At 69.0% G+C, this 26,692-nt stretch carries 29 protein-coding genes; 15 read left to right on the forward strand and 14 right to left on the reverse strand.

Translation table 11 applies throughout. From position 1 onward, the window contains the following. The first annotated feature begins 102 nt into the window (after positions 1 to 102). A complete protein-coding gene (locus ACIBH4_RS25400; RefSeq protein ID WP_362766583.1) occupies positions 103 to 1,464 on the forward strand; it encodes a helix-turn-helix transcriptional regulator in 1,362 nt (453 codons plus the stop codon). A 108-nt stretch (positions 1,465 to 1,572) separates the two neighbouring features. Then, positions 1,573 to 2,274 carry a FadR/GntR family transcriptional regulator gene (locus ACIBH4_RS25405; RefSeq protein WP_362517702.1) on the forward strand — a complete coding sequence of 234 codons (702 nt, stop codon included), beginning with the start codon at positions 1,573 to 1,575 and terminating at the stop codon, positions 2,272 to 2,274. A 198-nt stretch (positions 2,275 to 2,472) separates the two neighbouring features. On the opposite strand, the gene dnaN is transcribed toward ACIBH4_RS25405, so the two are convergent. From dnaN to ACIBH4_RS25420, 3 genes are all read right to left on the reverse strand, one after another. Continuing rightward, entirely contained in the window at positions 2,473 to 3,573 is a 1,101-nt protein-coding gene (gene dnaN, locus ACIBH4_RS25410; RefSeq protein WP_362513036.1) for a DNA polymerase III subunit beta, read from the reverse strand. A gap of 245 nt (positions 3,574 to 3,818) precedes the next feature. Next, on the reverse strand, positions 3,819 to 4,472 hold the full coding sequence (locus tag ACIBH4_RS25415; protein ID WP_350943521.1) for a response regulator transcription factor: 654 nt from the start codon (positions 4,470 to 4,472) through the stop codon (positions 3,819 to 3,821). Positions 4,473 to 4,474: 2 nt separating this feature from the next. Then, positions 4,475 to 6,007, reverse strand: coding sequence for a histidine kinase (locus tag ACIBH4_RS25420; protein ID WP_362513039.1), 1,533 nt, complete (start codon positions 6,005 to 6,007; stop codon positions 4,475 to 4,477). A 156-nt stretch (positions 6,008 to 6,163) separates the two neighbouring features. Here ACIBH4_RS25420 and ACIBH4_RS25425 point away from each other — a divergent pair, with 156 nt between their 5' ends. The 7 genes from ACIBH4_RS25425 (at position 6,164) to ACIBH4_RS25455 (ending at position 11,662) form a co-directional block, all read left to right on the forward strand. After that, on the forward strand, positions 6,164 to 7,063 hold the full coding sequence (locus tag ACIBH4_RS25425) for an ABC transporter ATP-binding protein (protein ID WP_362513042.1): 900 nt from the start codon (positions 6,164 to 6,166) through the stop codon (positions 7,061 to 7,063). Then, a complete protein-coding gene (locus ACIBH4_RS25430) occupies positions 7,060 to 7,794 on the forward strand; it encodes an ABC transporter permease (RefSeq protein ID WP_362513045.1) in 735 nt (244 codons plus the stop codon). Before ACIBH4_RS25425 ends, ACIBH4_RS25430 begins: the two co-directional genes overlap by 4 nt. Positions 7,795 to 7,950: 156 nt before the next feature. After that, positions 7,951 to 8,694, forward strand: a complete 744-nt coding sequence (locus ACIBH4_RS25435; RefSeq protein ID WP_362513048.1) for a phosphodiesterase — start codon at positions 7,951 to 7,953, stop codon at positions 8,692 to 8,694. 350 nt (positions 8,695 to 9,044) lie between these two features. Then, the gene (locus ACIBH4_RS25440) at positions 9,045 to 9,194 is read left to right on the forward strand and encodes a hypothetical protein (protein ID WP_362513051.1); all 150 of its coding nucleotides are present in this window, start codon (positions 9,045 to 9,047) and stop codon (positions 9,192 to 9,194) included. Between the two features lie 107 nt (positions 9,195 to 9,301). Further along, the gene (locus ACIBH4_RS25445; RefSeq protein ID WP_399172996.1) at positions 9,302 to 9,826 is read left to right on the forward strand and encodes a sigma-70 family RNA polymerase sigma factor; all 525 of its coding nucleotides are present in this window, start codon (positions 9,302 to 9,304) and stop codon (positions 9,824 to 9,826) included. Further along, positions 9,823 to 10,545: a zf-HC2 domain-containing protein gene (locus ACIBH4_RS25450; protein ID WP_362513054.1), complete on the forward strand. Its 723-nt coding sequence runs from the start codon at positions 9,823 to 9,825 to the stop codon at positions 10,543 to 10,545. Before ACIBH4_RS25445 ends, ACIBH4_RS25450 begins: the two co-directional genes overlap by 4 nt. A 157-nt stretch (positions 10,546 to 10,702) precedes the next feature. Next, entirely contained in the window at positions 10,703 to 11,662 is a 960-nt protein-coding gene (locus tag ACIBH4_RS25455; RefSeq protein ID WP_362768359.1) for a CHRD domain-containing protein, read from the forward strand. 266 nt (positions 11,663 to 11,928) lie between these two features. On the opposite strand, the gene ACIBH4_RS25460 is transcribed toward ACIBH4_RS25455, so the two are convergent. Next, on the reverse strand, positions 11,929 to 12,138 hold the full coding sequence (locus tag ACIBH4_RS25460; protein ID WP_362768362.1) for a helix-turn-helix domain-containing protein: 210 nt from the start codon (positions 12,136 to 12,138) through the stop codon (positions 11,929 to 11,931). 25 nt (positions 12,139 to 12,163) lie between these two features. On the opposite strand from ACIBH4_RS25460, the gene ACIBH4_RS25465 reads away from it, so the two are divergent. Next, complete coding sequence (locus ACIBH4_RS25465) at positions 12,164 to 12,331, forward strand: zinc-binding dehydrogenase (protein ID WP_362768365.1); 168 nt, start codon at positions 12,164 to 12,166, stop codon at positions 12,329 to 12,331. Between the two features lie 198 nt (positions 12,332 to 12,529). On the opposite strand, the gene ACIBH4_RS25470 is transcribed toward ACIBH4_RS25465, so the two are convergent. Together ACIBH4_RS25470 and ACIBH4_RS25475 are read right to left on the reverse strand one after the other, a co-directional pair. After that, positions 12,530 to 13,123, reverse strand: a complete 594-nt coding sequence (locus ACIBH4_RS25470) for an NAD(P)H-dependent oxidoreductase (RefSeq protein WP_362513066.1) — start codon at positions 13,121 to 13,123, stop codon at positions 12,530 to 12,532. 68 nt (positions 13,124 to 13,191) lie between these two features. After that, a complete protein-coding gene (locus tag ACIBH4_RS25475; RefSeq protein WP_362513068.1) occupies positions 13,192 to 13,443 on the reverse strand; it encodes a hypothetical protein in 252 nt (83 codons plus the stop codon). A gap of 136 nt (positions 13,444 to 13,579) precedes the next feature. Here ACIBH4_RS25475 and ACIBH4_RS25480 point away from each other — a divergent pair, with 136 nt between their 5' ends. Together ACIBH4_RS25480 and ACIBH4_RS25485 are read left to right on the forward strand one after the other, a co-directional pair. Next, positions 13,580 to 14,416 carry an alpha/beta hydrolase gene (locus ACIBH4_RS25480; RefSeq protein ID WP_362768367.1) on the forward strand — a complete coding sequence of 279 codons (837 nt, stop codon included), beginning with the start codon at positions 13,580 to 13,582 and terminating at the stop codon, positions 14,414 to 14,416. After that, on the forward strand, positions 14,409 to 14,972 hold the full coding sequence (locus ACIBH4_RS25485; protein WP_362513075.1) for a TetR/AcrR family transcriptional regulator: 564 nt from the start codon (positions 14,409 to 14,411) through the stop codon (positions 14,970 to 14,972). The genes ACIBH4_RS25480 and ACIBH4_RS25485 overlap by 8 nt, the downstream gene beginning before the upstream one ends. A gap of 100 nt (positions 14,973 to 15,072) precedes the next feature. Here the strand turns inward: ACIBH4_RS25485 and dnaB are convergent, their stop codons facing one another. Beyond that, positions 15,073 to 17,727 (reverse strand): replicative DNA helicase, encoded by a 2,655-nt coding sequence (gene dnaB, locus ACIBH4_RS25490; protein WP_362513078.1) that lies wholly within the window; start codon positions 17,725 to 17,727, stop codon positions 15,073 to 15,075. Between the two features lie 421 nt (positions 17,728 to 18,148). On the opposite strand from dnaB, the gene ACIBH4_RS25495 reads away from it, so the two are divergent. Continuing rightward, entirely contained in the window at positions 18,149 to 19,477 is a 1,329-nt protein-coding gene (locus ACIBH4_RS25495; RefSeq protein WP_362513729.1) for an MATE family efflux transporter, read from the forward strand. 220 nt (positions 19,478 to 19,697) lie between these two features. Continuing rightward, the gene (locus ACIBH4_RS25500; protein WP_362513081.1) at positions 19,698 to 21,266 is read left to right on the forward strand and encodes an amino acid permease; all 1,569 of its coding nucleotides are present in this window, start codon (positions 19,698 to 19,700) and stop codon (positions 21,264 to 21,266) included. A 101-nt stretch (positions 21,267 to 21,367) separates the two neighbouring features. Here the strand turns inward: ACIBH4_RS25500 and ACIBH4_RS25505 are convergent, their stop codons facing one another. The 7 genes from ACIBH4_RS25505 to rpsF all read right to left on the reverse strand — a co-directional run bounded on the left by ACIBH4_RS25505 (position 21,368) and on the right by rpsF (position 26,049). Then, positions 21,368 to 22,111 carry an amino acid ABC transporter ATP-binding protein gene (locus tag ACIBH4_RS25505; RefSeq protein WP_362513084.1) on the reverse strand — a complete coding sequence of 248 codons (744 nt, stop codon included), beginning with the start codon at positions 22,109 to 22,111 and terminating at the stop codon, positions 21,368 to 21,370. Between the two features lie 70 nt (positions 22,112 to 22,181). Continuing rightward, positions 22,182 to 23,048 (reverse strand): amino acid ABC transporter permease, encoded by an 867-nt coding sequence (locus ACIBH4_RS25510; RefSeq protein ID WP_362768369.1) that lies wholly within the window; start codon positions 23,046 to 23,048, stop codon positions 22,182 to 22,184. Positions 23,049 to 23,205: 157 nt separating this feature from the next. Then, positions 23,206 to 24,096, reverse strand: coding sequence for an ABC transporter substrate-binding protein (locus ACIBH4_RS25515; RefSeq protein ID WP_362768372.1), 891 nt, complete (start codon positions 24,094 to 24,096; stop codon positions 23,206 to 23,208). 231 nt (positions 24,097 to 24,327) lie between these two features. Continuing rightward, on the reverse strand, positions 24,328 to 24,774 hold the full coding sequence (gene rplI / locus ACIBH4_RS25520) for a 50S ribosomal protein L9 (RefSeq protein WP_344744211.1): 447 nt from the start codon (positions 24,772 to 24,774) through the stop codon (positions 24,328 to 24,330). 14 nt (positions 24,775 to 24,788) lie between these two features. Continuing rightward, positions 24,789 to 25,025 (reverse strand): 30S ribosomal protein S18, encoded by a 237-nt coding sequence (gene rpsR, locus ACIBH4_RS25525; RefSeq protein WP_344892480.1) that lies wholly within the window; start codon positions 25,023 to 25,025, stop codon positions 24,789 to 24,791. 100 nt (positions 25,026 to 25,125) lie between these two features. Continuing rightward, positions 25,126 to 25,680, reverse strand: a complete 555-nt coding sequence (locus ACIBH4_RS25530; RefSeq protein WP_350941832.1) for a single-stranded DNA-binding protein — start codon at positions 25,678 to 25,680, stop codon at positions 25,126 to 25,128. Positions 25,681 to 25,758: 78 nt separating this feature from the next. Then, complete coding sequence (gene rpsF, locus ACIBH4_RS25535; RefSeq protein ID WP_350941833.1) at positions 25,759 to 26,049, reverse strand: 30S ribosomal protein S6; 291 nt, start codon at positions 26,047 to 26,049, stop codon at positions 25,759 to 25,761. A 265-nt stretch (positions 26,050 to 26,314) separates the two neighbouring features. On the opposite strand from rpsF, the gene ACIBH4_RS25540 reads away from it, so the two are divergent. After that, positions 26,315 to 26,617: a hypothetical protein gene (locus ACIBH4_RS25540; protein WP_362513101.1), complete on the forward strand. Its 303-nt coding sequence runs from the start codon at positions 26,315 to 26,317 to the stop codon at positions 26,615 to 26,617. Positions 26,618 to 26,692 lie beyond the last annotated feature (75 nt).

A 26,692-nucleotide genomic window follows, 5' to 3' on the forward strand; every position in this document is an offset into this window, starting at 1 on the left:
TGACACTTTCCGGTGAGGATTTTTCACTCGGGGTTACCTGATTCGGCCGCTTCATGCAATCATGGCGAGGAACATTGACCATCCTTCGCCCTGAGAGATCAGATGCCGAGTCAGGGAACCATCGGTGACCGCGTCCGCGGACTGCGCCTGAGCAGGCGCATGTCCCAGGCCCAGCTCGCAGGGCCGGACCTTTCCGACAGTTATGTCTCCCTCATCGAGTCCGGCAAGCGGACGCCGACCCCCGTGGTCGCCCGTCTGCTCGCCGAGCGACTGGGATGCACCACCGAGTTCCTGCTGCACGGGATCGAGCCGCGGCAACGCATCGACACCGAACTCGGCCTGCGCCACGCGGAGCTGGAGCTCCTCCACGGCGACCCGTCCGTCGCGGCGGATCGCTTCGGCGAGATCGTGAAGGTCGCCGGCGAGGAGAACGTCATGCTGGCCGCGCACGCGCGGTTCGGCCGCGCACGCGCGCTGGAGGTCCAGGGCGAGCTCGGCCCGGCGGTGAAGGCGTTCGAGCGGCTCCGGCACGAGGCGGCCACCCACCCCGAGCGCCTGGCCGACCTGCCGCTGGCGGTCGCGCTGAGCCGCTGCTACTTCCTCGCCGGAGACACCCTTCGCGCCCGCGACCTCGCCGCCCACGCGCTCGGCGAGGTCAACCGGCTGCCCCTGTCGCAGGGGGAGATCGCCGTGGAGCTGGCCGTCTCCCTGATGGAGATCACCGGCACCCGAGGGGCCGACTTGCCGGGCATGTCCTACGTCCGGAACATCCTCTCGGTCAACGGTGTCCCCGCCGTGGTCAACCGCACCGCGGAGATCCACGCCCTCTGGCGGGCGAGCATCACCGCCGCCGACGGTGAGGACTCGGCGCTCGCCGTCCGTCTCGCCGACGACGCGATCGCGACCGGACGCCCGGCGCGGATGGCCTCGCAGCTCGCCCTCGTCGCGATGGGCTGGGCGCGTCTCGCCGCCTCCACCGGTGACGAGCCGCTCGACGAGGCCCGCGAGCTCGCGACCGCCGCGAGTGATGTCTTCGCCGTATTCCCCGAGCACGCCCAGGAATACGCCAGGAGCCTTGTCGTACGCGCCCACGTCCACCTGGGGGTCGACGACGCCCGAGGCGCGGCCACCCTGGCCAGGACCGCTCTGGACCTGCTGGACGGTCAGGCGGGTCCCATCGGGGCGACCGCGCAGCTGGTTCTCGCCCGCGCCGCGCTCTCTCGGGGCCACCACGTCGAGGCCACGATGGCCCTGGACACCGCGAAGCTGTCGCTGAGCGACATCCGGCACGAGTTCTCCGTTCCCGGCCGGGAGGCCGCACGGGTCTGGCGTGACCTAGGCGACCTGTACGGTCAGGCCGGTGTGGTCGAAGAGCAGACCGGTGCGTATCGTAAGGCTCTTGAGGCTGCCGGAGTGCGCGATGCGATGGTGGGCGTGACGGTCGATTCGGCTCTGGTCCGTTAAGACGTTCTCGCTTCTGAAGTTCCAGATTTGTTTTTGCGCCTCCGGAATAACTAGGGTCTACCAGTCATTGATTCGTAGGATGATTGGTTTCTCCGGAGGAGGCAGACGGTGAGTCTGCGTACGGCGCAGCGAGCATCCCTCGTCGACCAAGTGATCGATCAACTCAAGGAGCAGATCACTTCTAACTCCTGGCAGATGCACGCGAAGATTCCTACCGAGACCGTGCTCGCCGAGCAACTGGGCGTCGGGCGCAACACCGTGCGCGAGGCGGTGCGCGCACTCACACACGCCGGCCTGCTGGAGTGTCGCCAGGGCGACGGGACGTACGTCCGTGCCACGAGCGAGCTCTCCGGGGCCATGCTGCGGCGGCTGCGCACCGCCGAGCAGCTCGAAATCCTGGAGGTGCGACGCGCGCTGGAGGTGGAGGCCGCCAGGCTGGCCGCCACCAGGCGCACCGACGCCGATATCGCCGGTATCGAGGCGGCGCTGGCCGAGCGGGAGCGGGCCTGGGAGCTGGGAGAGCCCGACGCGTTCGTCGAGGCCGACCTCGCCTTCCACATGGCGGTCGTCCGCGCCACCCACAATCTGGTGCTGATCGATCTCTACGAGGATTTCTCTGCGGCGCTGCGTGCCAGCATCACCGCCGCGGGAACCTCGCTGAACAGCACTTTGAACAGCACGTACATCCCGCACGAGGCGATCGCCCGCGCCATCGCCGTCGGTGACGCCGCCGCAGCCGAGCGCGCGGGCCACGCGTGCATGGAGCACATCCTGATCGCCCTGACGGAGGAGCAGGAACTCCCTCTCTGAACATCCGTCTCTCCCTCTCATGTCGCGGGCTCCCTCACCAGATGGTGAGGGAGCCCGCGACATGAGAGCGCCTGGCATGCGGGGGCTCGGTATGAGGGCACCCGGTAGGAGAGGCCGGCATGGGTTCTCGGGGCGGACGCGGAGAGCGCTCGTACGGAGCACTCGTCTCGAAACGGCGCGGCCAGGGGCAGGGGCCGATCAGGTGAGGCGCAGGGACATCACGAGGTAGCGGAAAGCGGGGACGGCATCACCCGGAACCTCCGTAATGAGGGCCGGTCGGCTCGGTGACTCCATGTTGAGCCTGACGAACTCGGTCTCGACCCCGTGCAGGCCGTCGAGCAGGAACTGGGACTGGAAGGCGATCTGGATGTCGCCGCCGGAGATCTCCGCGTCGACGACCTCGGTGCCCCGGCCGATGTCACCACCGCCCGCCTGGATGAGGACCTGCCCCTGGGCGAAGGAGAGCCGGACCGCGGTGTTGCGCTCGGCGACCAGCGCGACCCGCTTGATCGCGTCGATGAACGGCGTCACCGGCAGGTCGGCCCTGATCGACCAGTCGTCGGTCAGCCGCGAGCGATAGTCGATGAACTGCTCGTCGAGCAGGCGGACCGTGGTGGCCCGGCCGACGCTCTCGAAACCGGCCACACCGTCGCCCAGCGCGACCGACACCTCGCCGCCGCGCAGCGACCTGGCCACATCGACGAGCACCCGGGCGGGCACCATCGCGGCGGCCGTGGTGCCGGCCGTCTCCGGGCGCCAGTCGAACTCCCTGGCCGCGATGCGATAGCGGTCGGTGGCGGCCATGGTCACGTCGTCACCGGAGATGTCGACCCGGATGCCGGTCAGCATGGGGAGGCTCTCGTCGCGACTCGCCGCCGGGGCCACCTGATTGACCGCGCTCGCGAAGACCACACCGCCGACCGCGCCGATCTTCGGCGGCATCTCGGGCAGGGAGGGGAAGTCCTCGACCGGCATGGTCAGCAGGCCGAACTCCGCGCTTCCACAGGTAAGAACCGCTTCGGAGCCGCTGGTGAGGACCTCCACCACCTCGCCGGGCAGGCTGCGGGTGATCTCCGCGAGAATCCGGCCCGGGATCAGCACCCGGCCCGGCTCCGCCACGACCGCCTCGATCGAGACGCGGGCGGAGACGTCGTAGTCGAAGGCCGACAGCACGAGGTCGCCGTCGTCGGCCTCCAGGAGCAGGCCGGACAGGACGGGAATGGCCGGTCGGTTCGGCAGCACCCGGGCCACCCAGGCCACGGCGTCGGCCAGGACATCACGGTTAACCTGGAACTTCACCTGATCATCCCTTCGTCCCGAACGGCACATCGGGCGCGGAAGCCGTACTTCAACAGCACGCTATCCGCTGAGACCGACAGAACAGGTACCGGGCCGAAGAAAAGAGGATCGTCCGCGCAGGCGCCGAGATGAGCCGGCTCGTCGATGCGCGACGTGCTCGCCGGGAACGGGCTCGGGAGGTCGGCCGCGCGGACGTCGAGGGAGATCGCGTTGAGATGGATCGGCCGCGCGGACGTCGAGGTGAGTCAGCCGCGGGCGGCGTTGAGGTAGGTCAGGACGGCGAGCACGCGACGGTTGTCGTCGTCGGAGGGTGCCAGGTCGAGCTTGGCGAAGATGCTGGCCGTGTGCTTGCCGACCGCGCTCTCGCTGAGGAACAGCCGCTGGGAGATCGCCGCGTTGGAGCGGCCCTCGGCCATCAGCTCCAGCACCTCGCGCTCGCGCGGGGTGAGCGCGCCGAGCGGCTGGTGCCTGGCGGTGCTGGCGAGCAGCTTCGCGATCACCTCGGGGTCCATCGCGGTGCCCCCCGCCGCCACCCGGCGGACCGCGTCGACGAACTGCTCGGCGTTGAAGACCCGGTCCTTGAGGAGATAGCCGATCGCGCCCGAGCCGTCGGCGAGGAGTTCGCGCGCGTACAGCTGCTCGACGTGCTGGGACAGCACGAGCACCGGCAGGCCGGGGATGGCCCGGCGCGCCGCCAGCGCGGCCTGGAGACCTTCGTCGGTGAACGTGGGCGGAAGGCGCACGTCGACCACCGCGACGTCGGGTCGCAGCCCGGTCAGCGCTCCCAGCAGCTCCGGCCCCGACTCGACGGCCGCCACCACTTCGAAGTCGTGTGCCTGGAGCAGGTGGACCAGGCCGTCCCGCAGGAGATACAGGTCTTCGGCGATGACGACTCTCAGGCTCATCGGCCCAACCATAGGCGGGCCGGCAGGACCTCCGCCAGCCGCTGCTGACGAGCGTGCATGACGGGAATGAGCGTGCCCGCGGTGTACATGGACAGGCCCAGGAGGATGTTGAAGACGATCAACGGCCACTGCAGGGGTTCTGGCAGGTAGAGCGCGAGAAACCAGCTGCGGTACTCCGCGCCGAAGATCTTCATGAACATCGCCACCAGCCCCTGCGGGAAGAGCGGGAGCCAGCCGAGCCCCCAGCAGATCCCGACGATGATCGCCTTGCCTCGGGGCAGGGATGACTTGTGGTCCGGCCCGCTCTCCCCCAGAAGGGCGTTGGGCAGGTCGAACGTGGCGGTGGTCGGGCCACCCTTCGGGCTGTTGACCACGAGCACCCCGTCGAAGGCCGCCAACCTACGCTCGATGCCGCGCAGGCCGCTGCCCAGGGACGGGTCGGCGCCCCCCGAGCCGTCGTCGGTGACCACCACCCGCAGCGCGCGGTCGTTGCTGCTGATGTCGATCCACACCCGCTCGGCGCCGCCGTGGCGGGCCGCGTTGGTGAGGAGCTCGCTGATCGAGAAGTAGGCGGCCGACTCGACGGGTGAGTCGGGGCGACTGGCCAGGTCCACGGTGACGGTGACCTTCAGGGGGCTGTCCAGCGCGAGGGCGCGCACGGCGTCGCCGAGGCCGCGTTCGGCCAGGACCGGAGGGTGAATGCCCTTGACGAGGTCGCGCAGCTCGACGAGCGCCGTGGAGGAGGCCTCCCTGACCTTGCCGAGCAGGACCTTGGCCGCAGCGGGGTCCTTGTCCATCAGCTCCTCGACCGCGCCGAGCGTCATGCCCATCGCGACGAGCCTCGCCTGCGCCCCGTCGTGCAGGTCGCGCTCGATCCTCCGCAGCTCGGAGGCCTGGGAGTCGACCGTCGCCAGACGTGCCTGGTCGAGCCGCTGCACCCGCGCCGCGAGCACGGCCTTGGCCGTGGGCGACAGCAGCAGGTGGTTCCACCGCGCGTACCCCCGCAGGAAGGTGGGTGTCGCGAGCAGCGCGAGGGCCGCCGCGAGCGCCAGGAGCGGCGAGGTGACCGCGGGGAGATCGGACCTGAGCGTGAGGAGGGCGTACCCGGCCAGGAGGAAGGGCAGCAGCAGGATGGTGCCGGCCAGCGGGTTGAGGAACACCCAGAGCCCGTCCCGCCAGGTGGCCGGGTCACCGAACATCCACTTCAGGCGGTTGTTCCAGTCGGGCCACCGCGGTGTCTTGTAGAGCTGGCGCTCGTGGCGGTACCAGCCGTCGGGCTGGGGACGCACCGGCAGCGGGGGCGGCAGGTAGGGGACCGGCACCGCGGTCCCGAGCCACCCGCCGGTCAGTCTCCTCGCCACCCCCGTGCGAAACCTGAGCAGCCGGACCATCGGGGGGAAGAAGAAGATCATTCCCAGCCCGAACGTCAGCAAGGACGTGACCAGGATCACGACGATGAGGGCCGCGTCCAGTAGCGCCATCGCTCCCAGGACGAGTGCCCTGCCGACCGCCACCGCGTACGTCTTCATGGGTCAAGTGTCGGTGATACGTCCAATATGTGCCCAGTGGTGGAGAGTGCCCTGCGGGGGTGGGGGTAGCCACACCCCCCTCGGGTGCCTGGCCCGCCCCTGCCGGGGGTGTAGACGGATTCTCCGCGTGCGGCGCGGCTCGTAGCGTCGGTGAGCATGAAGGTCATCGAGGTCAGCAACCTCCGCAAGCGGTACCGCGACCAGCTCGCGGTGGACGACGTCTCGTTCACCGTGGAGGAGGGCGAGATCTTTGGAGTTCTCGGCCCCAACGGCGCCGGCAAGACAACCACCGTGGAGTGCGTCGCGGGCCTGCGCGTCCCCGACTCCGGCACCGTCAACGTGCTCGGAGGCCTGCACCGCACCGAGCTCAGGGAACAGCTGGGAGTCCAGCTGCAGAGCTCCGCGCTGCCGGAGAAACTCAAGGTGTGGGAGGCGCTCGACCTGTACGCCTCCTTCTACCGGAGGCCCGCGGACTGGGTGAAGTTGATGGAGCGCGTCGGGCTCGCCGACAAGCGCGACACCCCCTACGGCAAGCTCTCCGGCGGCCAGCAGCAGCGGCTCTCGATCGCACTGGCCCTGGTCGGCACCCCCCGCGTGGCGATCCTGGACGAGTTGACCACCGGCCTGGACCCCCAGGCCCGCCGCGACACCTGGGAGCTCATCGAGCGGATCCGCGAGGACGGCGTGACGATCCTGCTCGTCACCCACTTCATGGAGGAGGCCGAGCGGCTCTGCGACCGGCTCGCCCTGATCGACTCCGGCCGGGTGGTCGCGATGGACACCCCGTCCGGCCTCATCGCCAGGGTCGGCGGGCGGCAGACCGTCAGGTTCCGGTTGTCCGGGCCGCTCGACGACACCAGGCTCGAAGCCCTCCCCGAGGTCACCGAGGTGAGCCGCAGCGGCGGGCAGGTCGCGGTCACCGGCACCGGCAACCTGCTCCTCGCGGTCACGACCGCCCTCGCCGCCGCGAATGTCGTACCCACCGACCTGCGCGTGGAGCAGGCCACCCTCGACGACGCCTTCCTCAGCCTCACCGGAAAGAAGATCTCCTCATGAACAAGATGCTCCTGACCGAGGCCAAGCTCTTCCTGCGGGACCCGGGCAGCCCGATCTTCGCGATGCTGCTGCCCCTCGCCCTCCTGATCGCGCTGGGGCAGATTCCCGGCTTCCGGGAGGCGACCCCCGATCTGGGCGGGGAGCGGGTCATCGACACGCAGCTGCCCGGCATGATGGTGATCCTCGCGGTGGTGACGATGGCGCTGACCGTCCTGCCGGCGACGCTGGTGAGTTACCGGGAGAGCGGCGTGCTGCGCCGGATGTCCACCACCCCTGTCCACCCGATCCGGCTGCTGGTCGCCCAGCTCGCCAACAACCTCGTGGTGGCGATCGTCGCCACCGTCCTTCTGGTCGGCGCGGGCCATCTCGTCCTCGGGTCGATCCTGCCCAGGAGCCCGCTCGCCTTCGCGGGGGTGTTCGTGCTCGGCACGGCCTCGATGCTGAGCCTGGGACTGCTGATCGCCGCCGTGGCGCCCAACGCGAAGGTGGCGCCCGGCATCGGCTCGCTGCTGATGTTCCCGCTGCTGTTCATGGCGGGGATGTGGATTCCCCGGGAGCTGATGCCCGACCTGGTGCGACGGATCGGGGACTTCCTGCCGATGGCGCCGTTCGCCGACGCGCTCCGCGACACGTGGGCGGGACACGCGCCGCAGCCGCTGCACCTGGTGGTGATGGTGGCGACCGTGCTGGTCATGGGTGGGCTGGCGGCTTGGTTCTTCCGCTGGGAGTAGCCGGTGCGGCCTCCGATCCGCCGGGGTCCGTCCCTCACGAGGGGCAGGGACGGACCCCGGCTTCTCCTGCTCACACCGGCTCTCCCCGCCCGGTGCGTTCCTGCTCGGCGCCCCGGATGCCCAGCGATGGGAAGCCGGATATGTCACTCTTGACTGATGCTGATCCTGGCGCACGTAAGTGACGTCCACATCGACGGTTCTCCCCGCAGCATCGACAGGACCCGATCCGTCATGCGACACCTGGAGAACCTACCCGGTCCCCTGGACGCGGTCGTGGTGACTGGCGACATCGCCGACAACGGCCTGATCGAGGAGTACGAGATCGCGCGTGAGCTGCTGACCACGCGCCATCCGACGATCGTCTGCCCCGGTAACCACGACGCCCGTCCGGCGTTCCGCAAGGCCCTGCTCGGCCTCGACGAGGGCGGCGACGGGCCGGTCAACCAGGTCCTCAGGCTCAACGGGCTCACCGTCGCGCTGTGCGACTCCAGCGTCCCCGGGCGGCCCGAGGGCTTCCTGGAGGACGAGACGATCGCCTGGTTGAACGGCGTGCTCGCCGAGGCCCCGGACACCCCGGCCCTCGTCGGCATGCACCACCCGCCGGTGTCCCTGGGCATCCCGTACGTCGACGGGATCCGGCTGCGGAACCCCGAGCGGTTGGAGGCGGTCGTGCGGCGGCACCCGCAGGTGGTTTCCGTCATCACCGGTCACGCCCACACCGCGGCGAGCACCGTCTTCGCGGGCCTGCCGCTCTCGGTGGCGCCGGGGGTCGTCTCCACGCTGCGGCTCAGCCAGGAGCTCGACATCCCGATCCCCGTCGACTACGACCTGCCGCCGCAGATCGCCATTCACGTCTTCGACGGTGGCCGTCTCGTCACCCACGTCCGTCCGGTCCTGTGACATCGCCGCGGCCCGCCCTCACGGCGTGCCGCGGCCTGAGCGGCACGCTCCAGGAGACCGGGCCACTTGACGGCCGTATGTCGTGGAAGATCTGACTTTCCCATCGGGAGGCTCGTCCCCCGGTGGCCCGCACACCTTGGGAGAGCGGCCGGCACGGATGTCCTGTCGGAGCGGTGCCGCGACCGGACAGGTGTTCCTCACCGGAAATCAGCCTGCTTTCGTCCCTGATGTGAAGTTGCTTCGGCTGATAATCGGGAAACCACATGATCCGTTGAACCCTCGGGGATCCGGCGACGTACTGCCTGCCGACACCGGAAAACGTCCGGCGCCCGAATCGGGGAGGGCACAGCGTGATCATGGACGCCCTGTGGCGGCCCGTTCCAGCGAGCACAGCCGTGATCGCGGGACCGCCGCCCGGCATCCGCGACCGCGAAGAGGCGGGCGATGCCACCCCGCGCTCCGGTCACGACCGCCCGGTGCGAACCGCGGGAAGCGCGTGATGACCCGGCAAGGCGCCTGTACCTCCCTACCGGCCGATTCCCCCGGAGAAGACTCCACCGTGAAAGCCTCTTCCTGGTCCGGTGACCGGCCGCGCCGCTCCCACCGCCTGCGACCGGTCGACGTCCCCGACGACGAGCTGGTCGTCGCGGAGCTGTACCGGACGTACCGTCGGCCGTTGCTCTCCTTCGTCGTACGGCTCACCCGTGGCGACGTGCAGTGGGCCGAGGACGTGGTGCAGGAGACCATGGTGCGCGCGTGGCGCAGCGCGGACCGGTTCGACGCCGACGCGTCGTCCCTGATGCCTTGGCTCGCGACGGTCGCCAGACATATCGTGATCGATGACCAACGCCGTAAGGACGCGCGTCCCCACGAGGCGGGTGAGGGACCACTGGAGAGTGTTCCCATGCCCGATCAGATGGAAGATCTTTTGCGACAGGTCGTCGTGTCGGACGCGCTCAACTCGCTGTCCCCCGCCCATCGCGAGATCCTCAACGAGACCGTCCTGCGCGACCGGTCGGTGAACGACGCCGCCGAGGCGCTCGGCATCCCCGTCGGTACGGTGAAGTCGAGGGCGTACTACGCCCTCCGCGCGCTGCGCGTCGCCCTTGAGGAGAGAGGGGTGACGGCATGACCTCGCGGGTGGAGCACACCGACGTGGGCGCGTACGCCCTGGGCATCCTCGGGGAGCCCGACCGGGCGGCCTTCTCCGGCCACCTGGCCACCTGCCCGTCCTGCACCGCGGAGCTCCGGGAGCTGTCCGGGGTGGCGGACGCGCTCGCCGGCATCGGTCCCCTCGGGGACGGGTACGACGTCGCGGGCGCCGGCGAGGGAAATCCCGCCGAGGTGGTCGACCTGCTGCGCCGCCGCAAGGCGGCCGACCGGCGTGCCCGTAGGGGTACGTTCATGATCGGCGCCGCCGCGGCCGTCACCCTCGTCGCCGGAGGGATCGCGGCGGGCACCGCGATCTCCGGCGAGAGCGGGAGCGTCCCCGTCGGCCACTCCGCGCACGGCCCCGCAGAAGAGGCATACCGGACGGGCACCCCGCTCGCCGGTAAGGGCGCCTCCGGGGTCACCGGCGGCCTGGTGCTGGAGACGAAGGGCTGGGGCACCCACGCCGTTCTGGAACTCAAGGGCGTCAAGGGGCCGCTGGAGTGCGAGCTGGTCGCCGTCTCCCCGACCGGCGAGCGGCGCGTGGTCACCGGATGGGCGGTGCCCGAGCGGGGGTACGGGGTTCCCGGCTCTCCGGAACCGCTCTACGTGCACGGCGGGGTCGCCTGGGGACCTGCGGGGATAGACCACTTCGAGGTCCGCACGAACGGCGGGGACACGTTGCTCACCGTCGCGGTCTGACCGGGCATTTTAGCCCTCCCGTTCCCCGGGAGGGCATTTCCCTGGCTGGTTCCGTCTGCGTATTTTTACGTATTTGAATATTGAACCACCGTCGGACGTAGCGCCGTACAACCGGCTGAAGCACACAGCAGCCCCTTACAGCTACGAGAGGTCCACGATGTTCAAGCGGTCCATGCGCACCCTCACCGTCTCCGGCGTGGCCATCGCCGCGACCATGCTCTCGGCGCTCTCCGCGGCCCTCGCCCCGGTCGCACAGGCCGGCACGACCGCGGCCACGCCGTCCGACACCGCGAGCACCGCGGACGCCTACTTCGCGGGCACCCTGCTCGGCAAGAACGAGGTGCCGACCAGCGGCGGTCCCGCCGTCGGCGACAAGGACGGCAAGGCCGTCGCCGTGGTCCGCATCCGCGGTAACGAGGTCTCCTACGCCGTACGGTGGGAAGGGACCGACACTCCCACCGCGTTCCACATCCACCAGGGCAAGGCCGGCAAGAACGGCGACGTGAAGGTCGGCTTCTTCATGGAGGCCCTGCCCGGCGGCAGCAAGGCCATCCTCGGCAGCGTCAGGATCAACGACGGCGGCCTGCTGGCGGGGATCAGGAAGAACCCGAAGAACTGGTACCTCAATCTGCATACCGCCGAGTTCCCGGGTGGCGCGGTGCGCGTCCAGATGCACAGGATCAGCCCGACCAACCTGTCCAACGTGCTCGCCGCCGGCGTGCGCCCCGTCTACCACTCCAACGCCGACGGCCGCCAGGAGGTCCCGGTCCCCGGCAAGAAGGTCGGCGACCCGAACGGCCGCGCCGAATGGCTCGTCGGCATCAAGGGCTCGAAGGTCTACTACGCCACCATCTGGGAGAAGCTCGCCGCCCCCACGAACGGGCACATCCACCGTGGCAAGAAGGGCAAGAACGGCGATGTCGTGATCGACTTCTTCGCCGACTCGAACGGCCTGCCCGAGGGCGTCACCGGGATCGCGGGCACCGCGTCGGTGAAGCCCGACATCGCCCGGGGCATCAGGAAGAACCCGAAGAACTGGTACACCAACCTGCACACCACCGAGTTCGGCGGCGGCGCGGTGCGCGGCCAGCTCTACAGGTCCGGCAGCGGCTGGTGAACCGACGTCCGGGGATCACGCGTCGGCGGTGAGTCCGGGACGCGGAGGGGATCCACGGTCGTCACAGGCCCCCCGTGACCCCGGAGACGACGGCGCCCGCCACACGGAGCTCGTTCCGTGTGGCGGGCGCCGTCGCGCGTGATGACCGGCGGCGGGCCCGGGTCCTGGACGAGGACCGCGCACGCTCGGCCCCCGGACGGACCGAGATCCGCTCAGTCCGTCCAGGGATCGCGCATGCTCGACCCGCGGACGTACGCCGGGTCCGCTCAGCCCGTCTGGACCGGCCTGGGTTCCTCGGCCGCACGGAGGTCGTAGCGCTCGCGAGCGGTCATGATCTCGGCCACGTGCTTCTCCGACCAGCTCTTGATGCCCTCCATCAGCGCGACCACGCTGTGCCCCAGCGGGCTGAGCTCGTACTCCACCCGGGGCGGGATCGTCGGGTAGATCGTGCGGATCACCATCCCGTCGCGTTCCATGTAGCTGGGCGTACGGCTCGCGGCGGTGAGTGTGCGCCCCTCGGCGGCCGACCTGTCGCGGCTGACGGCGCTGACGGAGTCGGGACGGCTCAGGGTTCACGTGGATCAGACACTGCCGCTGGCCGAGGTGGCGAAGGCGCACGAACTCCTGTCGACCCGCCGTACCACCGGGAAGATCGTCCTGATCCCCTGATCTTCCGTACCCCGGGGTGGGTGGTGCCTTCCGTGGCCCTGCCCACGGAGTGTCTTCGGTGACCAGGGTCGGGTGGCGTCGTCCGTCCCCCAGGGCAGGTGGTGTCCTCCTGGACCTGGGGCGGATGGCGTCCTCCGGAGCCCGGGTCAGGCGGTGTCCTCCTGGACCCGGGGGGAGTGGCGTCCTCCGGGGTTCGGATCAGGTGACGTAAGGGCGGGCGGCCCTTCCCTCACGCAGCGTTCGCGCCCACCAGATCAGCTGGTCGAGCAGGACCTTGGCCGCGCCGTCGCAGCCCTGCGGGCTGATCGGCTCCCCTTGGTCGTCGAAGTGCCTCCGGGCGCCGTGGAAGCTGACGGTGTCTCGGATGGTGACCGCGTGCAGCTCCGCGAAGACCAGACGGAGCTGCTCGACCGCTCGCAGGCCGCCGGAGATGCCGCCGTAGGAGATGAAACCAACTGGTTTGGCGTGCCACTGCCGGTCATGCCAGTCGATGGCGTTCTTCAACGAGGCCGGAAAGCTGTGGTTGTACTCGGGCGTCACGATGGCGAACGCGTCGGCTCTGGCCAGCCGCGAGGTGAGCACCCCCAGAGCCCGCGCCGCCGCCGCGGCGGGCGCGGTCCCGAAGCGGGGCATCACCATCGGAAGAGGGGTCTCGGCAAGGTCGATGACATCGACGTCCAGGCTCTCGTGCCGCCGGGCCCGGCCCGCGAACCACTCCGCGACGGTCGGGCCGAGCCGCCCTTCGCGGACACTGCCGACGATCACCGCTAACCGGATCTGCTCTTCGGGCATGACGGTCCTCCGCTGGTCACAGTGGGTTTGTCCGCGCCCTCGCGGCGCCGTACGAACAGGTTCCTACCTCAACCTTGGTTCACGTCAAGACGGAATCGCGCCCCCATTGGCATCAGCGGTAGCCGGACATCACCCGGCAGATCGGCCAGGCGGCGCAGCGAGCCGTACCGGCGGCGGGCCGGCGTGCTTGCCCGTTCTGGCCCGAGCAGGTCCGGGAGCCCGGTGGAGAAGATCAGCGGGCTGCCGCCGGAGAAGACGACCATCGGCTCGTCGTCGATCGGCGCCAGGCAGGCCGTCGGCTCGCGAGGCGCCGCCCGCACCCTGGACCTCGACGGTCGCGGCACGCGACATGTCGACGGGGACCGGTCGAACGGGCTTCCGGGGGTTCGCCGTTGACAGGCTAGGCTAATTACATTAGCTTTTAGCTAACTTCATTAGCCAAACCTGGAGGGTGTCATGACCGAATACCTCGCCGTCGACGGCGGCACGATCGCCTACGAGGTGACCGGATCCGGCCCGCTGATCGTTCTCGCCCACGGCATGGGCGACAGCCGCGCCGCGTACCACGCGGTGATCCCGCCGCTGGTGGCGGCGGGATACCGGGTCGCCGCGGTCGATCTGCGCGGCTGCGGCAAGTCCAGCGTCGACTGGCCGTCCTGGAGCCGCACCGCCGTCGCCGGCGACCTGCTCGCCGTGATCCGCCACCTGGGTGGTCCGGCCGTGCTCGTCGGCCACTCGTTCTCCGGCGGTGCCGCCACCATCGCCGCGGCGCAGGAGCCATCGCTGATCACCGCGGTCGTCGAGCTGGCGCCGTTCACCCGCAAGCAGTCGATCCGCGTCGGCGACCTGCGGAAGAAACGCTTCCGGCAGGGCATGCTGCGGTTGCTCGGCGCGGGCGTGTTCGGCAGCGTGTCGCTCTGGCGCTCGTACCTCGACGTGGCCTACCCCGGCGTGAAGCCGGCCCACTGGGCCGAGCGGCTCGGCCGCGTCGACTCCCTGATGCGCGAGCCGGGCCGGATGAAGGCCTTGCAGGGCATGGGCCGCAGCGCCCCGACCGACGCCGGCGCACAGCTCGGCAACGTCCGCTGTCCGGTCCTCGTCGTGATGGGCACGCTCGACCCCGACTGGGCCGATCCGCACGCCGAGGGTTCGGCGATCATTGGTGACCTGCCCTCCGGCCTCGGCCGCCTTGAGATGATCGAGGGCGCCGGGCACTACCCGCACGACCAGTTCCCCGACCAGGTGGTCTCGCTCACGCTCGCCTTCCTCCGCTCGGACGCCGCTCGTGCCTAGGGCCGGTCTGGACCCGGCGACCGTGGTCGCGGCCGGTGCCGCCCTCGCCGACGAGGTGGGCCTCGCCAACCTGACGATGGGCTTGCTGGCCGAACGACTGAATGTGCGCACCCCCTCCCTTTACAAGCACGTGAGCGGACAGGAAGACCTCAACCGTCGTATCGCGGTCCTGGCGCTGAACGAGGTCGCCGACGCCATCGGCGGCGCGATCCAGGGGTACGCGGGCCGTGACGCCCTGGCGGCCGCGGCGCGCGCCTTCCGCGCCTTCGTCCTGAATCACCCCGGCCGGTACGCCGCGACGATCGGCTTGAAACCGTCCGGTCCGGACGATCCGCTGATCACCGCGGCTCAGCGCTCACTCGGCACGTTCAGGGCGGTGCTGCGCGGCTACGAGATCGGAGAGGCCGACATGGATCACGCCCTGCGCATGCTTCGCAGCCTCTGCCACGGCTTCGCCACCCTGCAGGCGGCCCACGGCTTCCAGATGAGCGCGGACATCGATGAAAGCTTCGAGTGGCTGATCGCCTTCACCGACCGTGGCCTGCGCGCTGTTTGAGAATGCCGCCTGGGGCGGATCTGCCCAGAGCTCTCCGGCATGGAGGGCGCGCCACGCGGAATGGTTCACCGGTCGCGGCCCCCACGGCGAGGTCCAGTGGTTAGTGGGGAGCCATGTCGACGAAACGGCTGTAGTGGCCCTGGAACGCCACGGTGACCGTCGCGGTGGGGCCGTTACGGTGCTTGGCCACGATCAGATCGGCCTCGCCCGCCCTGGGCGACTCACGCTCGTAGGCGTCCTCCCGGTGCAGCAGGATGACCATGTCCGCATCCTGCTCGATGCTCCCCGACTCGCGAAGGTCGCTCACCATGGGCCTCTTGTCCGTTCGCTGCTCGGGGCCACGGTTGAGCTGGGAGATCGCGATCACGGGGACCTCCAGCTCCTTGGCGAGGAGCTTGATGGCCCTGGAGATCTCGGAGACCTCGTTCTGGCGGCTCTCGGTCTTCTTCGGCGAGGACATCAGCTGCAGGTAGTCGATGATGACGAACCGCAGGTCGTTGCGCTGCTTGAGGCGACGGCACTTGGCCCTGATCTCCATCATCGACATGTTGGGCGAGTCGTCGATGAACAGCGGCGCCTCGGCCACCTCGCCCATCCGCCGGGCCAGCTTCGCCCAGTCGTCGTCGGTCATCGTGCCCGACCGCATGGCGTGCAGCGCCACCCGTGCCTCGGCCGACAACAGGCGCATCGTAATCTCATTGCGCGACATTTCCAGCGAGAACACCACGGTGGTCATGCCGTGCTTGATAGCGGCGGATCTCGCGAAATCCAGACCAAGAGTGCTGTTGTGCGTTGGAATACCGGCCCTTCCGGCAAGGTACATATGGTCGGCGTTGTCGACTTCCACGCATCTCACCGGCGTCGAGGGCACCGGCCGCACGTCGACGATGTATCGAACGAGCGTCGACGGATGGGGCGTGGTCACCTGCCGGACGGCCTTGTGGGACAGCCGGAACACCTTGTCCGCCGCCGTGAAGTCGATCATGTAGAAGGTGGAGGAGCCGACGCTTCCGCCTTTGACCGCCCGTGTCCTCATCGTCGCCCGGTAACCGAGACTCAGAACCAGTTCGTAGGCATCCTCGGCAAGTCTCCTGTCGGTGACCTCGAGCTGGATCCGACCGTTGCGGCCGACGTGTCCATCGGTGTCGAGGAGACCGGCGAGCAGAGCACGCCGCTGCTTCTCGGAAGCTCGCAAATAGATCTGGGGAATGTGCTTGTCGCCGAGGACACCCAGGGTGCGCAGGATGGCCTGCACCGTGCCATGACCGTTCCGGCACCCCTGGCACTGCCTCGGACCGCTGGACGGACCACCGCAGTCGGGACACATGGGTGCCGGAACCGGACTCGACACCGGACGGGCCCTTACCCCGCACGAACGACCGCACGTCCGAACCTGGGATGCCAGGGGCACGAACAGGGCACCGCATACCGTGCAGGACCTCTCCGCCACGGGCGACGGATGCGGCAGACCGAGTGAGTAGAGGAGATCGGAGCTCGTACGGGTGACCCGCAGCCCTTCGGCTTCCAGGTTGAGAACGATCTCCGAGTCGATGGTGGTGAACCCGGCACCGTCGGTGTGACCGTCGCCAAGCCATACTCCGAGCGCGTAGGCGGGCAACGGCAGATCCTGCTCGGGCAGGTCGAACGCCGCCGCGACGGCGACGGCGTGGTTCGGCCGTCTGTCCGCCGAGGCGCAGCGCAATGTGCGGGCGATCTCCTCGGTCGTCACGACGTCCTCGTGGGCAGCGGTCGCGGAGGCGTTCATCGGCTCCGCCGTCGACGTCTCGTAGGTGCTCCTGACGTGCTCGATGGATCCGGCGGGCCGGTAGAGGGGTCGCCTGCTCTCCGACTCCTGGCGACGACGCGCACGCGTGGTCGTCCGCCACTGGTGCCGGGCGTCCGCGACGATCACGGTGCCGTCACTGAACTCCACCTCGTAACAAGGCCGTCCGTGCATCACCTCGGTCGCCGCGACCACCCGTGTCGGTCTGCCGTCCGCACCGATCAGGTGGTCACCCGGCTCGACCTCCCCCATGGTCGTCCAGCCGCCGGGAGTGGGCAGCGGCGTGTCGAGAGCGAGCGCCTTGCCGATGGCGGGGCGGGCCGCCACAACGATCATCTGGCCCGGGTGCAGGCCGTTGGTGAGGGAGTCGAGGTCCTGGAAACCGGTGGGGACCCCGACCATCTGGCCGCTCCGGCCGCCGATGGCCTCCAGCTCGTCGAGGGCGCCCGGCATGATGTCCGCCAGGGGGACGTAGTCCTCGGAGGTGCGGCGCTCGGTGACCTTGTAGATCTCCGCCTGGGCGCGGTCGACGAGGTCGTCGACCTCCTCGTCCTGACCGCCGTAGCCGTAGGAGACGATGCGGGTGCCGGCCTCGATCAGGCGGCGGAGGATGGCCTGCTCGCGGACGATCCTCGCGTAGTAACCGGCGTTGGCCGCGGTCGGGACGATGGCGGTCAGCGTGTGGAGGTAGGCGCCGCCGCCGATCCTGGCGACCTCGCCCCGCTTCTGCAGCTCGTCGAGGATCGTGATGGCGTCGGCGGGGTCGCCGCGGCCGTAGAGGTCGGTGATGATGTCGTAGATGATCTGGTGGGCCGGGCGGTAGAAGTCGTCGGACCGCAGGATCTCGACCACGTCGGCGATGGCGTCCTTGGACAGCAGCATGCCGCCCAGGACCGACTGCTCGGCCTCGATGTTGTTCGGTGGGGTGCGCTCGAATCTCGGCTCGAAGACCGGCGGCTCCGCGACGCTCACCACACACCCCCTCTTTCGAACACAGTTACGTTATCTCTATTTGTAGCGGACCGGTGTGACAGTTTCGCGGCTCCACGCCCGGCTGGCAACGCGACCTGTCGACAGAGGTGTGGATAAGCTGTGCACTTCTTCCCCAGAGGTGTGGGCACCCTGGGGACAGTTCTGTGGATAACTCTTGTCCACAGCTGTGGATAACGCTCTGACCAGGGAAAACTTCATCCACTGCCTGTGGAGAAAAGAAAGTTGGGGCGACACGCTGAAAGTCGCCCCAGATGGCATGTCCTGAGAGGTTCATCCCGCCGGAGATCCGCCGGGAGGTAAGAGACACAATGGATAAGTGCCTCTTACTCCTCGATCCGGTCGGACCGACCGGTCCGGTCGGCCCGGCTTCGACTCCGGCTCATCCGACCAAACTGGTCAGATCGGTCAATCCAGTCGGGCCGATCGGTCAGGCGGCTCCGGGCGCGACCACGACAGGCAGATCCTGCGGCTCGCGCTGCCCGCGTTCGGCGCCCTGGTCGCCGAACCGCTCTTCCTGCTGACCGACAGCGTCGTCGTCGGCCGTCTGCCCGCCCCCGCGCTCGGCGCCCTGGGAGTGGCGAGCACGGTGCTGACCTTCCTGGTGGGACTGTGCGTGTTCCTCGCGTACGGCACGACCGCGGCGGTGGCCAGGCAGATCGGCGCAGGCGAGACCGGCCGGGCGCTGCGGCAGGGGGTGGACGGTCTCTGGCTGGCCGCGGGGGTGGGATTGGCGATCATCGTGGTCGTCTGGCCCCTCGCGCCCTCGCTGGTTCACCTGATCGGCGCCGAGGGCGAGCTCGCCCGGCAGGCGGTGACCTACCTGCGGATCAGCCTGCTGGGCGTCCCCGCCATGCTGCTGGTGCTCGCGGGCACGGGCGTGTTGCGCGGCATGCAGGACACCACGACCCCCCTGCTGGTGTCGGTGGGAGCCTTCGGGCTGAACGCGGTGCTCAACATCGTCTTCGTCCTGGGACTGGGCTGGGGGATCGCGGGCTCGGCCTGGGGCACGGTGCTGGCCCAGTCGCTCGCCGCCGCCGTCTACCTCCTCCTCATCCTCGTCCGGTACCGAGCGCCGTTCCGCCCCGACCTGGCGGGCGTACGGGCGGCGGGCTCGGCAGGGGTCGCCCTGATCATCCGTACGGCGTGCCTTCAGGTGGTGCTGGCCGTCGCGACCGCCGTCGCCACCCGCATGGGGGAGCAGCAGATCGAGGCACACACCGTCGCCATCAGGATCTGGACCCTGATGGCGTTCGCCCTGGACGCGATCGCCATCGCCGGGCAGGCGATCACCGGCCGCGCGCTGGGCGCCGGTGACGTGGCGGGAGTCCGCGGCGCGACCCGGAGGATGGTGGCCTGGGGAGTCGGCTCGGGCGTGCTGCTCGGCCTCCTCGTGGTGGTGGCCAGGCCGTTCGTGCCCTCGCTGTTCGACGCGGGCCCCGTCGTCTCCGCCGAGTTGCTCGGCCTGCTCTGGGTGGTGGCCGCCCTGCAGCCCGTCGCCGGGGTGGTGTTCGTGCTGGACGGCGTGCTGATCGGTGCCGGAGACCGGCGTTACCTCGCCTGGGCGGGAGTGTGGACGACGCTCGCCTATCTGCCCGCCGCGTTCCTGGTGGATCTCAAGGGCGGCGGTCTGGTCGCGCTCTGGCTGGCGCTCGGGCTGTGGATGGCGGCCCGGCTGGTGACCTTGTCGACGCGGGCGTACGGCACGGCGTGGTTGGTGGTCGGCGGCTGAGACGGCCGAGCGTCCACGCGTGGTCAAAAAGTAACGCACCGTATCCGGAAGGCAGGTAATCCTTGCGTGACACTGTGGTGTCCACCACGTGATGGGATAGCCCTTGTCCTGCGGAACTCTCCTACGGCACTGTGAGACAAGTCCCTCGATATAGGGTTAACAGCCCACCACGATTGGTCACGTCGTGCCCAAAGGCCCTTCCCCCTCGATCGTTCGCCGCATGCCGCCCGGCCATGCCACCGACCGGTGGACCGGTGCGCGCCACGGCCTCCCCACGGCCTATCGCGGGGCGGACCTCATCGTCCTCGGCATCGGTGTCATGATCGGCGCGGGAATCTTCGGCCTCGCCGGCCGCCAGGCGGCGAGCATGGCAGGGCCGGGCGTGTTCCTCTCCTTCATGATCGCTGGAATCACCAGCCTGCTCGTGGCCTTCTGCTTCGCCGAGCTGGCCTCCGCGATGCCGACCGCGGGAAGCGCCTACACCTTCGCCTACGTCATCTTCGGCGAGGTCTGGGCCTGGGTCGTGGGCTGGGCGCTGATCCTGGAGCTCCTCCTCGCCGCGGCGGCGGTGGCCCGCGCCTGGTCGCTCTACGCCGCCCAGATGCTCACCGACCTCGGTGTGAACCTTCCCGGGGCGGTCGCGGGCATGGTCGGCCAGAGCATGGGTTTCGACCTGTTCACACTGTTCATTCTGGTGATCCTCACCGCCGTGGTGGCCCTGGGCGCCCGTGTCGGACTGCGCACCCTGTGGATCATCGTGACCGCCAAGCTGCTCGCCATCGGCGCGGTCATCGTGATCGGCGCCCTCCACTTCGACCAGCGCAACCTCGCGGCCATCCCGGTGCCGGCGACGCCCGCGGGCAAGGCCGAGGACGCCCTGCACTCCCCGTTGCTCGGCCTCCTCTTCGGCCAGACGGGCGCGTTCGGCTGGTTCGGCATCTTCGCCGCCTCGGCGGCCATCACCTTCGCGTACATCGGTTTCGACGTCGTGGCCACCGCCGCCGAGGAGGCCGAGGACGCCCCGCGCTCGATCCCGAAGGGGATCATCCGCGGGCTGGTGATCACCACGGTCATCTACATCGCGGTCGCGGTGGTCATGGTCGGGATGATCCCGTACGACGAGATCGACACGGATGCGCCGCTCGCCAGCGCCTTCCGCGACGCGGGCGTGGGTTTCATGGTGCACGTCATCAACATCGGGGCGGTGCTCGGCCTCACCACCGTCATCCTGGTGCTGCTCGTCGGCCTGACCCGGGTGATGTTCTCCATGGCGCGCGACGGGCTCATTCCCCGCCCGCTCTCCAGGATCAACCGCAGCTATCACAGCCCGACGAGGGTCACCCTGGTCATCGGCTTCGTCGCGATCCTGCTGGCCGAGTTCGTGGACGTGCTGACGCTCGAACCACTGGTCGTGATCGGTGCCCTGTTCGTGTTCATCGTCGTGGCCGGCGGGGTGATCCGGATGCGGCAGACGATGCCGGATCTGCCGAGAGGCTTTCGCACCCCGCTCTCTCCCGGCCTGCCGATCGCCACGATCCTCGCCTGCCTGTGGCTCATGGTGAACCTCCAGCTCATCACCTGGCTGTACTTCATCATCTGGATGGCCTTCGGTGTGCTCGTCTACCTGGTGTACGGGAGACGCAACAGCGTGCTCGCCACGATGGCGCGCCCCGTCCCCGAGGCTCCCGCCGGTCCCGCTCCGGGGCGGTACGACCCTTCACAGAGCCCTCCCGGTCGACCTGGCGGCCCCGGGCCCACGGCCGGACCTCGCGGCAGGCACCGGCGCTGAGAGGACCGTCCACCGCGCAGGCCATGAGGCCTGCCGGACCACTGAGACGTCCGTGGGCCTCATGACCCGCGCGGCTTCGGGGACGCGTGGGCGAGAGGGGATCAGAGACGCCGGGCGTCGATCACGTTCTGTACGAACTCCCTGGTGCGGGGCTCCCGAGGATCGGTGAAGATCTGCTCGGGGGTGCCGCGCTCCAGGAGCACGCCGCCGTCGAGGAAGCAGACGGTGTCGGCGATCTCCCGGCAGAAACCCATCTCGTGGGTGGTCAGGACCATGGTCATACCCCCCTCCTTGAGCTCCCTGATGATCCCGAGCACCTCCTTGACCAGCGCGGGGTCCAGGGCGGAGGTGACCTCGTCCAGCAGCATCAGGCGGGGCCGCGTGGCCAGGGCCCTGATGATGGCGGCACGCTGCTGCTGGCCGCCGGAGAGCTGGTCGGGGTAGGCGTCCGCCTTGTCCCCCAGGCCGAACCTGGCCAGCAGGTCGCGGGCCTGTGCCTCGGCCTCTTTCCCGCTCATCTTGTGGACCTTGCGCGGGGCCAGCGTGATGTTGTCCAACACGCTCATGTGCGGGAACAGGTTGAACGCCTGGAAGACGATACCGATGCGTTTGCGCACGTCGTCGGGGTCGACCTTGGCGTCGGTGATCTCCTCACCGTCCAGGGTGATCGTGCCGTCGTCGGCGGTCTCCAGCAGGTTGACGCAGCGCAGCAGGGTGGACTTGCCCGAGCCCGAGGCACCGATCAGGCAGACCACCTCGTGCGACTCGACCTCCAGGTCGATCCCGCGCAGCACGTTGTGGCCGTGGTAGTTCTTCCACAGACCCTCGATGGTGAGCAGGCTCATGCACTCTCCTCCTGTGCCGCCGCCGTCTCGCCGGGCGGTGGGACGCCGCCGTACGCCGGGGTACGCACGCTCACTGGCCCCGCCGTCTCTGCGAGCGAGCCGCCAGATAGTCGGTGAAGCGGGCCATCGGGATGGTGAGCAGGATGAACAACAGCGCCGCCGCCAGGTACGGCGTGTAGTTGAAGGTGCTGGCGACGTGGATCTGCGCCTGCCGCAGCGCCTCCAGGGGGCCGATCGTCGCGACGAGCGCGGTGTCCTTCTGCAGTGAGACGAAGTCGTTGAGCAGCGGCGGCACCACCCTGCGCGCGGCCTGCGGCACCACCACGTGGCGCATGGTCTGGCCGTGGCTCAGTCCGAGGGACCGGGCGGCGGCCCGCTGGCTGGGGTGCACCGACTCGATGCCCGCCCGGAAGACCTCCGCCACGTACGCGCCGTAGGAGAGGGTGAGCGCGATGATGCCCAGCGTCGCGAGGTCCGTCGGTGTCCCCTGCAGGCCGAGCGCGGGCAGGCCGAAGCCGACGAGGTAGATGATGAGGATCGTGGGCACGCCGCGGAAGACGTCGGTGTAGATCACCGCCAGGGCACGCAGCGGAAAGAACACCGGCGCCGTGAGGTTGCGGGCGAGCGCGACGAGCAGTCCCACGATGAGGATCAGTGGCTCGGCGATCAGAAAGATCTTGACGTTGAGCAGGAACCCGCTCAGCACGTCCGGCAGCGCCCCGGTGAACTGGTCGAGGTCGAAGAACGTCTCCCGCACCCTGGGCCAGCCGGGGGAGGTCGTGAAGAGCCAGAGCAGCAGGACGATCACGAGGATCGTCGAGACCGTCGCGACGGAGCCCGAACGGATCGACGACCTCCTGCGGAGCCGCTCGCGCTCAAGCTGTCGTTCGCTCTTCTCCCAGTCGACGGGAACCCGCAGGCGCTCGTCGTTCTTCATCGAGCGCCGCCGTGGCGCGGACCGTACGCGCTCCGCGCCCGCGGCGAGACCCGGGCGTCCGCGTCGGCTCCGAGTCCGGCTCCAGGTCCGAGTCCGGCTCCAGGTCCGAGTCCGGCTCCAGGTCCGGCTTTGGGCGACGTCGGAGAATGCTCCAGGGTCACTTCAGCTCCGGTGCGCCCGCGGCGGAGCCGAGCCACTCGGTCTCGATCTTCGCCAGCTCACCGGAGGCGGTCAGCTTGTCGATGGCCTCGTTCACGCAGCTCACCAGCGGGCTGCCCTTCTCGAAGACCGCGCCGAAGACCTCGGGCTCACCGGAGGCCGCGCCGAACTGACCGACGATCTTGGAGTTCTCGACCTGTGCGGCGGTCACGTAGAAGGCGGTGGGCAGGTCCACCACCACGGCGTCGACCTGCTTGTTCTTGAGCGCGTTGACGGCGTCGATCTGCTCGTTGTAGACGTTGGGCTCGGACGAGGGCTTGATCACGTCCTTCACCGCCTGCAGCGAGGTGGTGCCGATCTGCACACCGATCTTGGCGTCCTTCAGGCCCGCGAGGTCCGTGGTAGAGGCGATCTTGGAGCCGTCCAGCGCGACCACGGCCTGCTTCACCGTGTAGTAGCCCTTGCTGAAGTCGACGACCTTCGCCCGGTCGGGGGTCACCGAGACCTGGTTCACGTCGAAGTCGAACTGCTTGGCGCCCGGCGCGAACGCGGAGTCGAACTTCACCGTGGCCCAGGTGACGTCATCCTTGGCGAAGCCCAGCTGGTCCGCGACGGCGTAGGCGACCGCACTCTCGAAGCCCTTGCCGTTGGTGGGGTCGTCGTCGCTGAACCACGGGTCGTAGGCGGGCTTGTCGGTGCCGATGGTCAGCTTGCCGGGCGTCTTCAGCGCGGGGCTGTCCTTGGCGCAGGCACTGGGGGCCGTGGAGGCGTCGCCGGAGGCGCTCGAGGACGTGGGGCTCGCCGGAGTCGCCGTTTCCGAAGCCGGCGCACAGGCCACCGCGGTTGCCGCGAGGGCACCGAGCGCGAACAGCGTCGAGGGACGGACCATGACAAAACCTCCAGGGCGAAGCAACGATTTCCGAATTGTATGTATTCGCAGTGACCTGGGGTAACGGGGTACCACCATATGAACTTTTCCCGGCGGGAAAGGGGACTTTCATCGATCACCCAGGCTCCCCCGGAGGACGGGAAAGAGCACTCCCCGGATCCGTATGAGGGCCGGGAAAGGACAAGGGCCCCTCCCCGCGAACGGAGAGGAGCCCTTGTCTCACGGGGCCTGTCAGGCCGCGACGACCTCGACATCGAGGGACGCGGAGACCTCCGGGTGCAGCTTGACGCTGACCCGGTGGGAGCCGAGGCTCTTGATCGCGGAGGCGATCTCGATGCGACGGCGGTCGAGCAGGGGGCCACCGGCGGCCTTCACGGCCTCGGCGACGTCACCCGTGGTGATGGAGCCGAAGAGGCGGCCGGACTCGCCGGCCTTCGTCTTCAGGACCACCTTCAGGGCCTGCAGCTGACCGGCGACCTCCTTGGCGGTGCCAAGGTCGCGAATCTCGCGAGCGTCGCGGGCCTTCTTGATCGAGGAGATCTGCTTCTCGCCGCCGCGCGTCCAGAGGATCGCGAAGCCGCGGGGAAGCAGGTAGTTGCGGCCGTAACCGCTCTTGACCTCGACGATGTCGCCGGGGGCGCCGAGGCCGGTGACCTCACTGGTGAGAATGAGCTTCATCTGTCCGGACCTCCTTAGCGCGCGGTGCTCATGTACGGCAGGAGCGCCATCTCACGAGCGTTCTTGATAGCGGTCGCCACGTCACGCTGGTGCTGGGTGCAGTTACCCGTCACCCGGCGGGCACGGATCTTGCCGCGGTCGGAGATGAACTTCCGAAGCAGCCCCGTGTCCTTGTAGTCGACGTAGGAGATCTTGTCGTGGCAGAACAGGCAAACCTTCTTCTTGGGCTTGCGCAGTGCCGGCTTGGCCATCGTGGTGCTCCTTTCAGAGCCCCGCCGTCAGGCGGGAATGGTCGCTGCGGATATGGACTGGGACGCCGGGCGCGGTCGTGACCGTCCCGAAAGAACGTCCCTAGAAAGGCGGTTCGTCGCTGAAGTCGCCGCCGCCGAAGCCGCCGCCACCCTGCTGCTGCTGACCGCCGCCACCGTAGTTGTTGCCGCCGCCGCCGGAGAAGCCGCCACCTTGCGGTGCGGCCGGCGCCGCGGAGGCCCACGGGTCGTTGGCGGGACCGCCGCCGAAGCCACCGCCACCGCCCTGACGGGCGGTCTTGTTGACCTTGGCGGTCGCGTTTCTCAGGGAGGGGCCGACCTCGTCGACCTCGACCTCGTAGACGGTGCGCTTCTCGCCTTCCTTGGTCTCGTAAGACCTCTGGCGGAGCCGTCCCTGAACGATGACCCGCATGCCGCGCTGGAGGCTCTCGGCGGCGTTCTCCGCCGCCTGCCGCCACACGTTGCAGGTCAGGAACAGGCCTTCGCCGTCTTTCCACTCGTTGGTCGTCTTGTCGAGGAACCTCGGAGTGGACGCGATGCGAAACCGGGCCACCGCTTGCCCCGTGGGGGTGAAGCGCAGCTCCGGATCGTCGACGAGGTTGCCGACGATGGTGATCGTGGTGTCGCCTGCTGCCATGGCTAGCGCTGCCCTTCCTGCGGCCTTCGCTGGTTATCGGCTCAGAGTACGGCTGCCGTCCGACAAAATGCCGGAGATTTAGTGCACGTCCGGGCGCAGGACCTTGGTGCGCAGGATTCCCTCGTTGAGGTTCATCTGCCGGTCGAGCTCCTTGACCGTGGCGGGCTCGGCGCTCAGGTCGATGACGGCGTAGATGCCCTCGGGCTTCTTCGCGATGTCGTAGGACAGCTTGCGGCGACCCCACACGTCGACCTTCTCCACGGTGCCGCCGTCGTTGCGGACGACCGTGAGGAACTGGTCGAGGGAAGGGGCGACCGTACGCTCATCGAGCGAGGGGTCAAGAATGACCATCACTTCGTAACGGCGCATGCTGACTTCCAACCTCCTCTGGACTCTTGCGGTCACGACACCGTGCCGTGACAGGAGGACGCTGACGTGCTTCACCCCGGAACTCCCATTTCGGCGCTCGGGGTGGAGGGTGGGCCATGACACACCCATTCGACGTAGCCGTGCCAGCCTACCAGCCCGTCAAGGGTTGGGCCGTCGCCTCGCCGGGCACGTCCCCACAGAAGAAACGGGTTCGTCCTCGTGAGGACACGCCCTCATGGGAAAGGGGGCGATGAAGGTGCCTCATGTGTCCGGACAGAGCCCGAGTGGGCGTTTCCGGTTCAGGCTGAACAGCGACGGGCGACGTCATCCCCTGGAGAACGTGCTGAGCGTCTGCACGATCCTCTGCGGACTTGTCGCCTTCGCGGCCGGGCTCATCCCCGCCGCGCACCCCGTCGCGTCGTGGCTCGGGGTGCTCGGCTTCTGCGGAGGTCTCTACTCCCAGTACGTCTCCGCCACGACACCGGAGCGCGCGCTGAACATCGTAGGCATCGTGGCCTCGTTCGTCGGTGTGGCCTTCGGCATCCGCAACGGGGGGTTTTTCCCGTAGGGTCCCGAACCTGACGAGGGCCACACCGACGAGGACCGGGCCGCGAGCGGCCCTGAAAGATCTCGCACGGGAGCG

This window comes from Streptosporangium sp. NPDC050284, from assembly GCF_044459525.1.
Lineage (GTDB): Bacteria > Actinomycetota > Actinomycetes > Streptosporangiales > Streptosporangiaceae > Streptosporangium.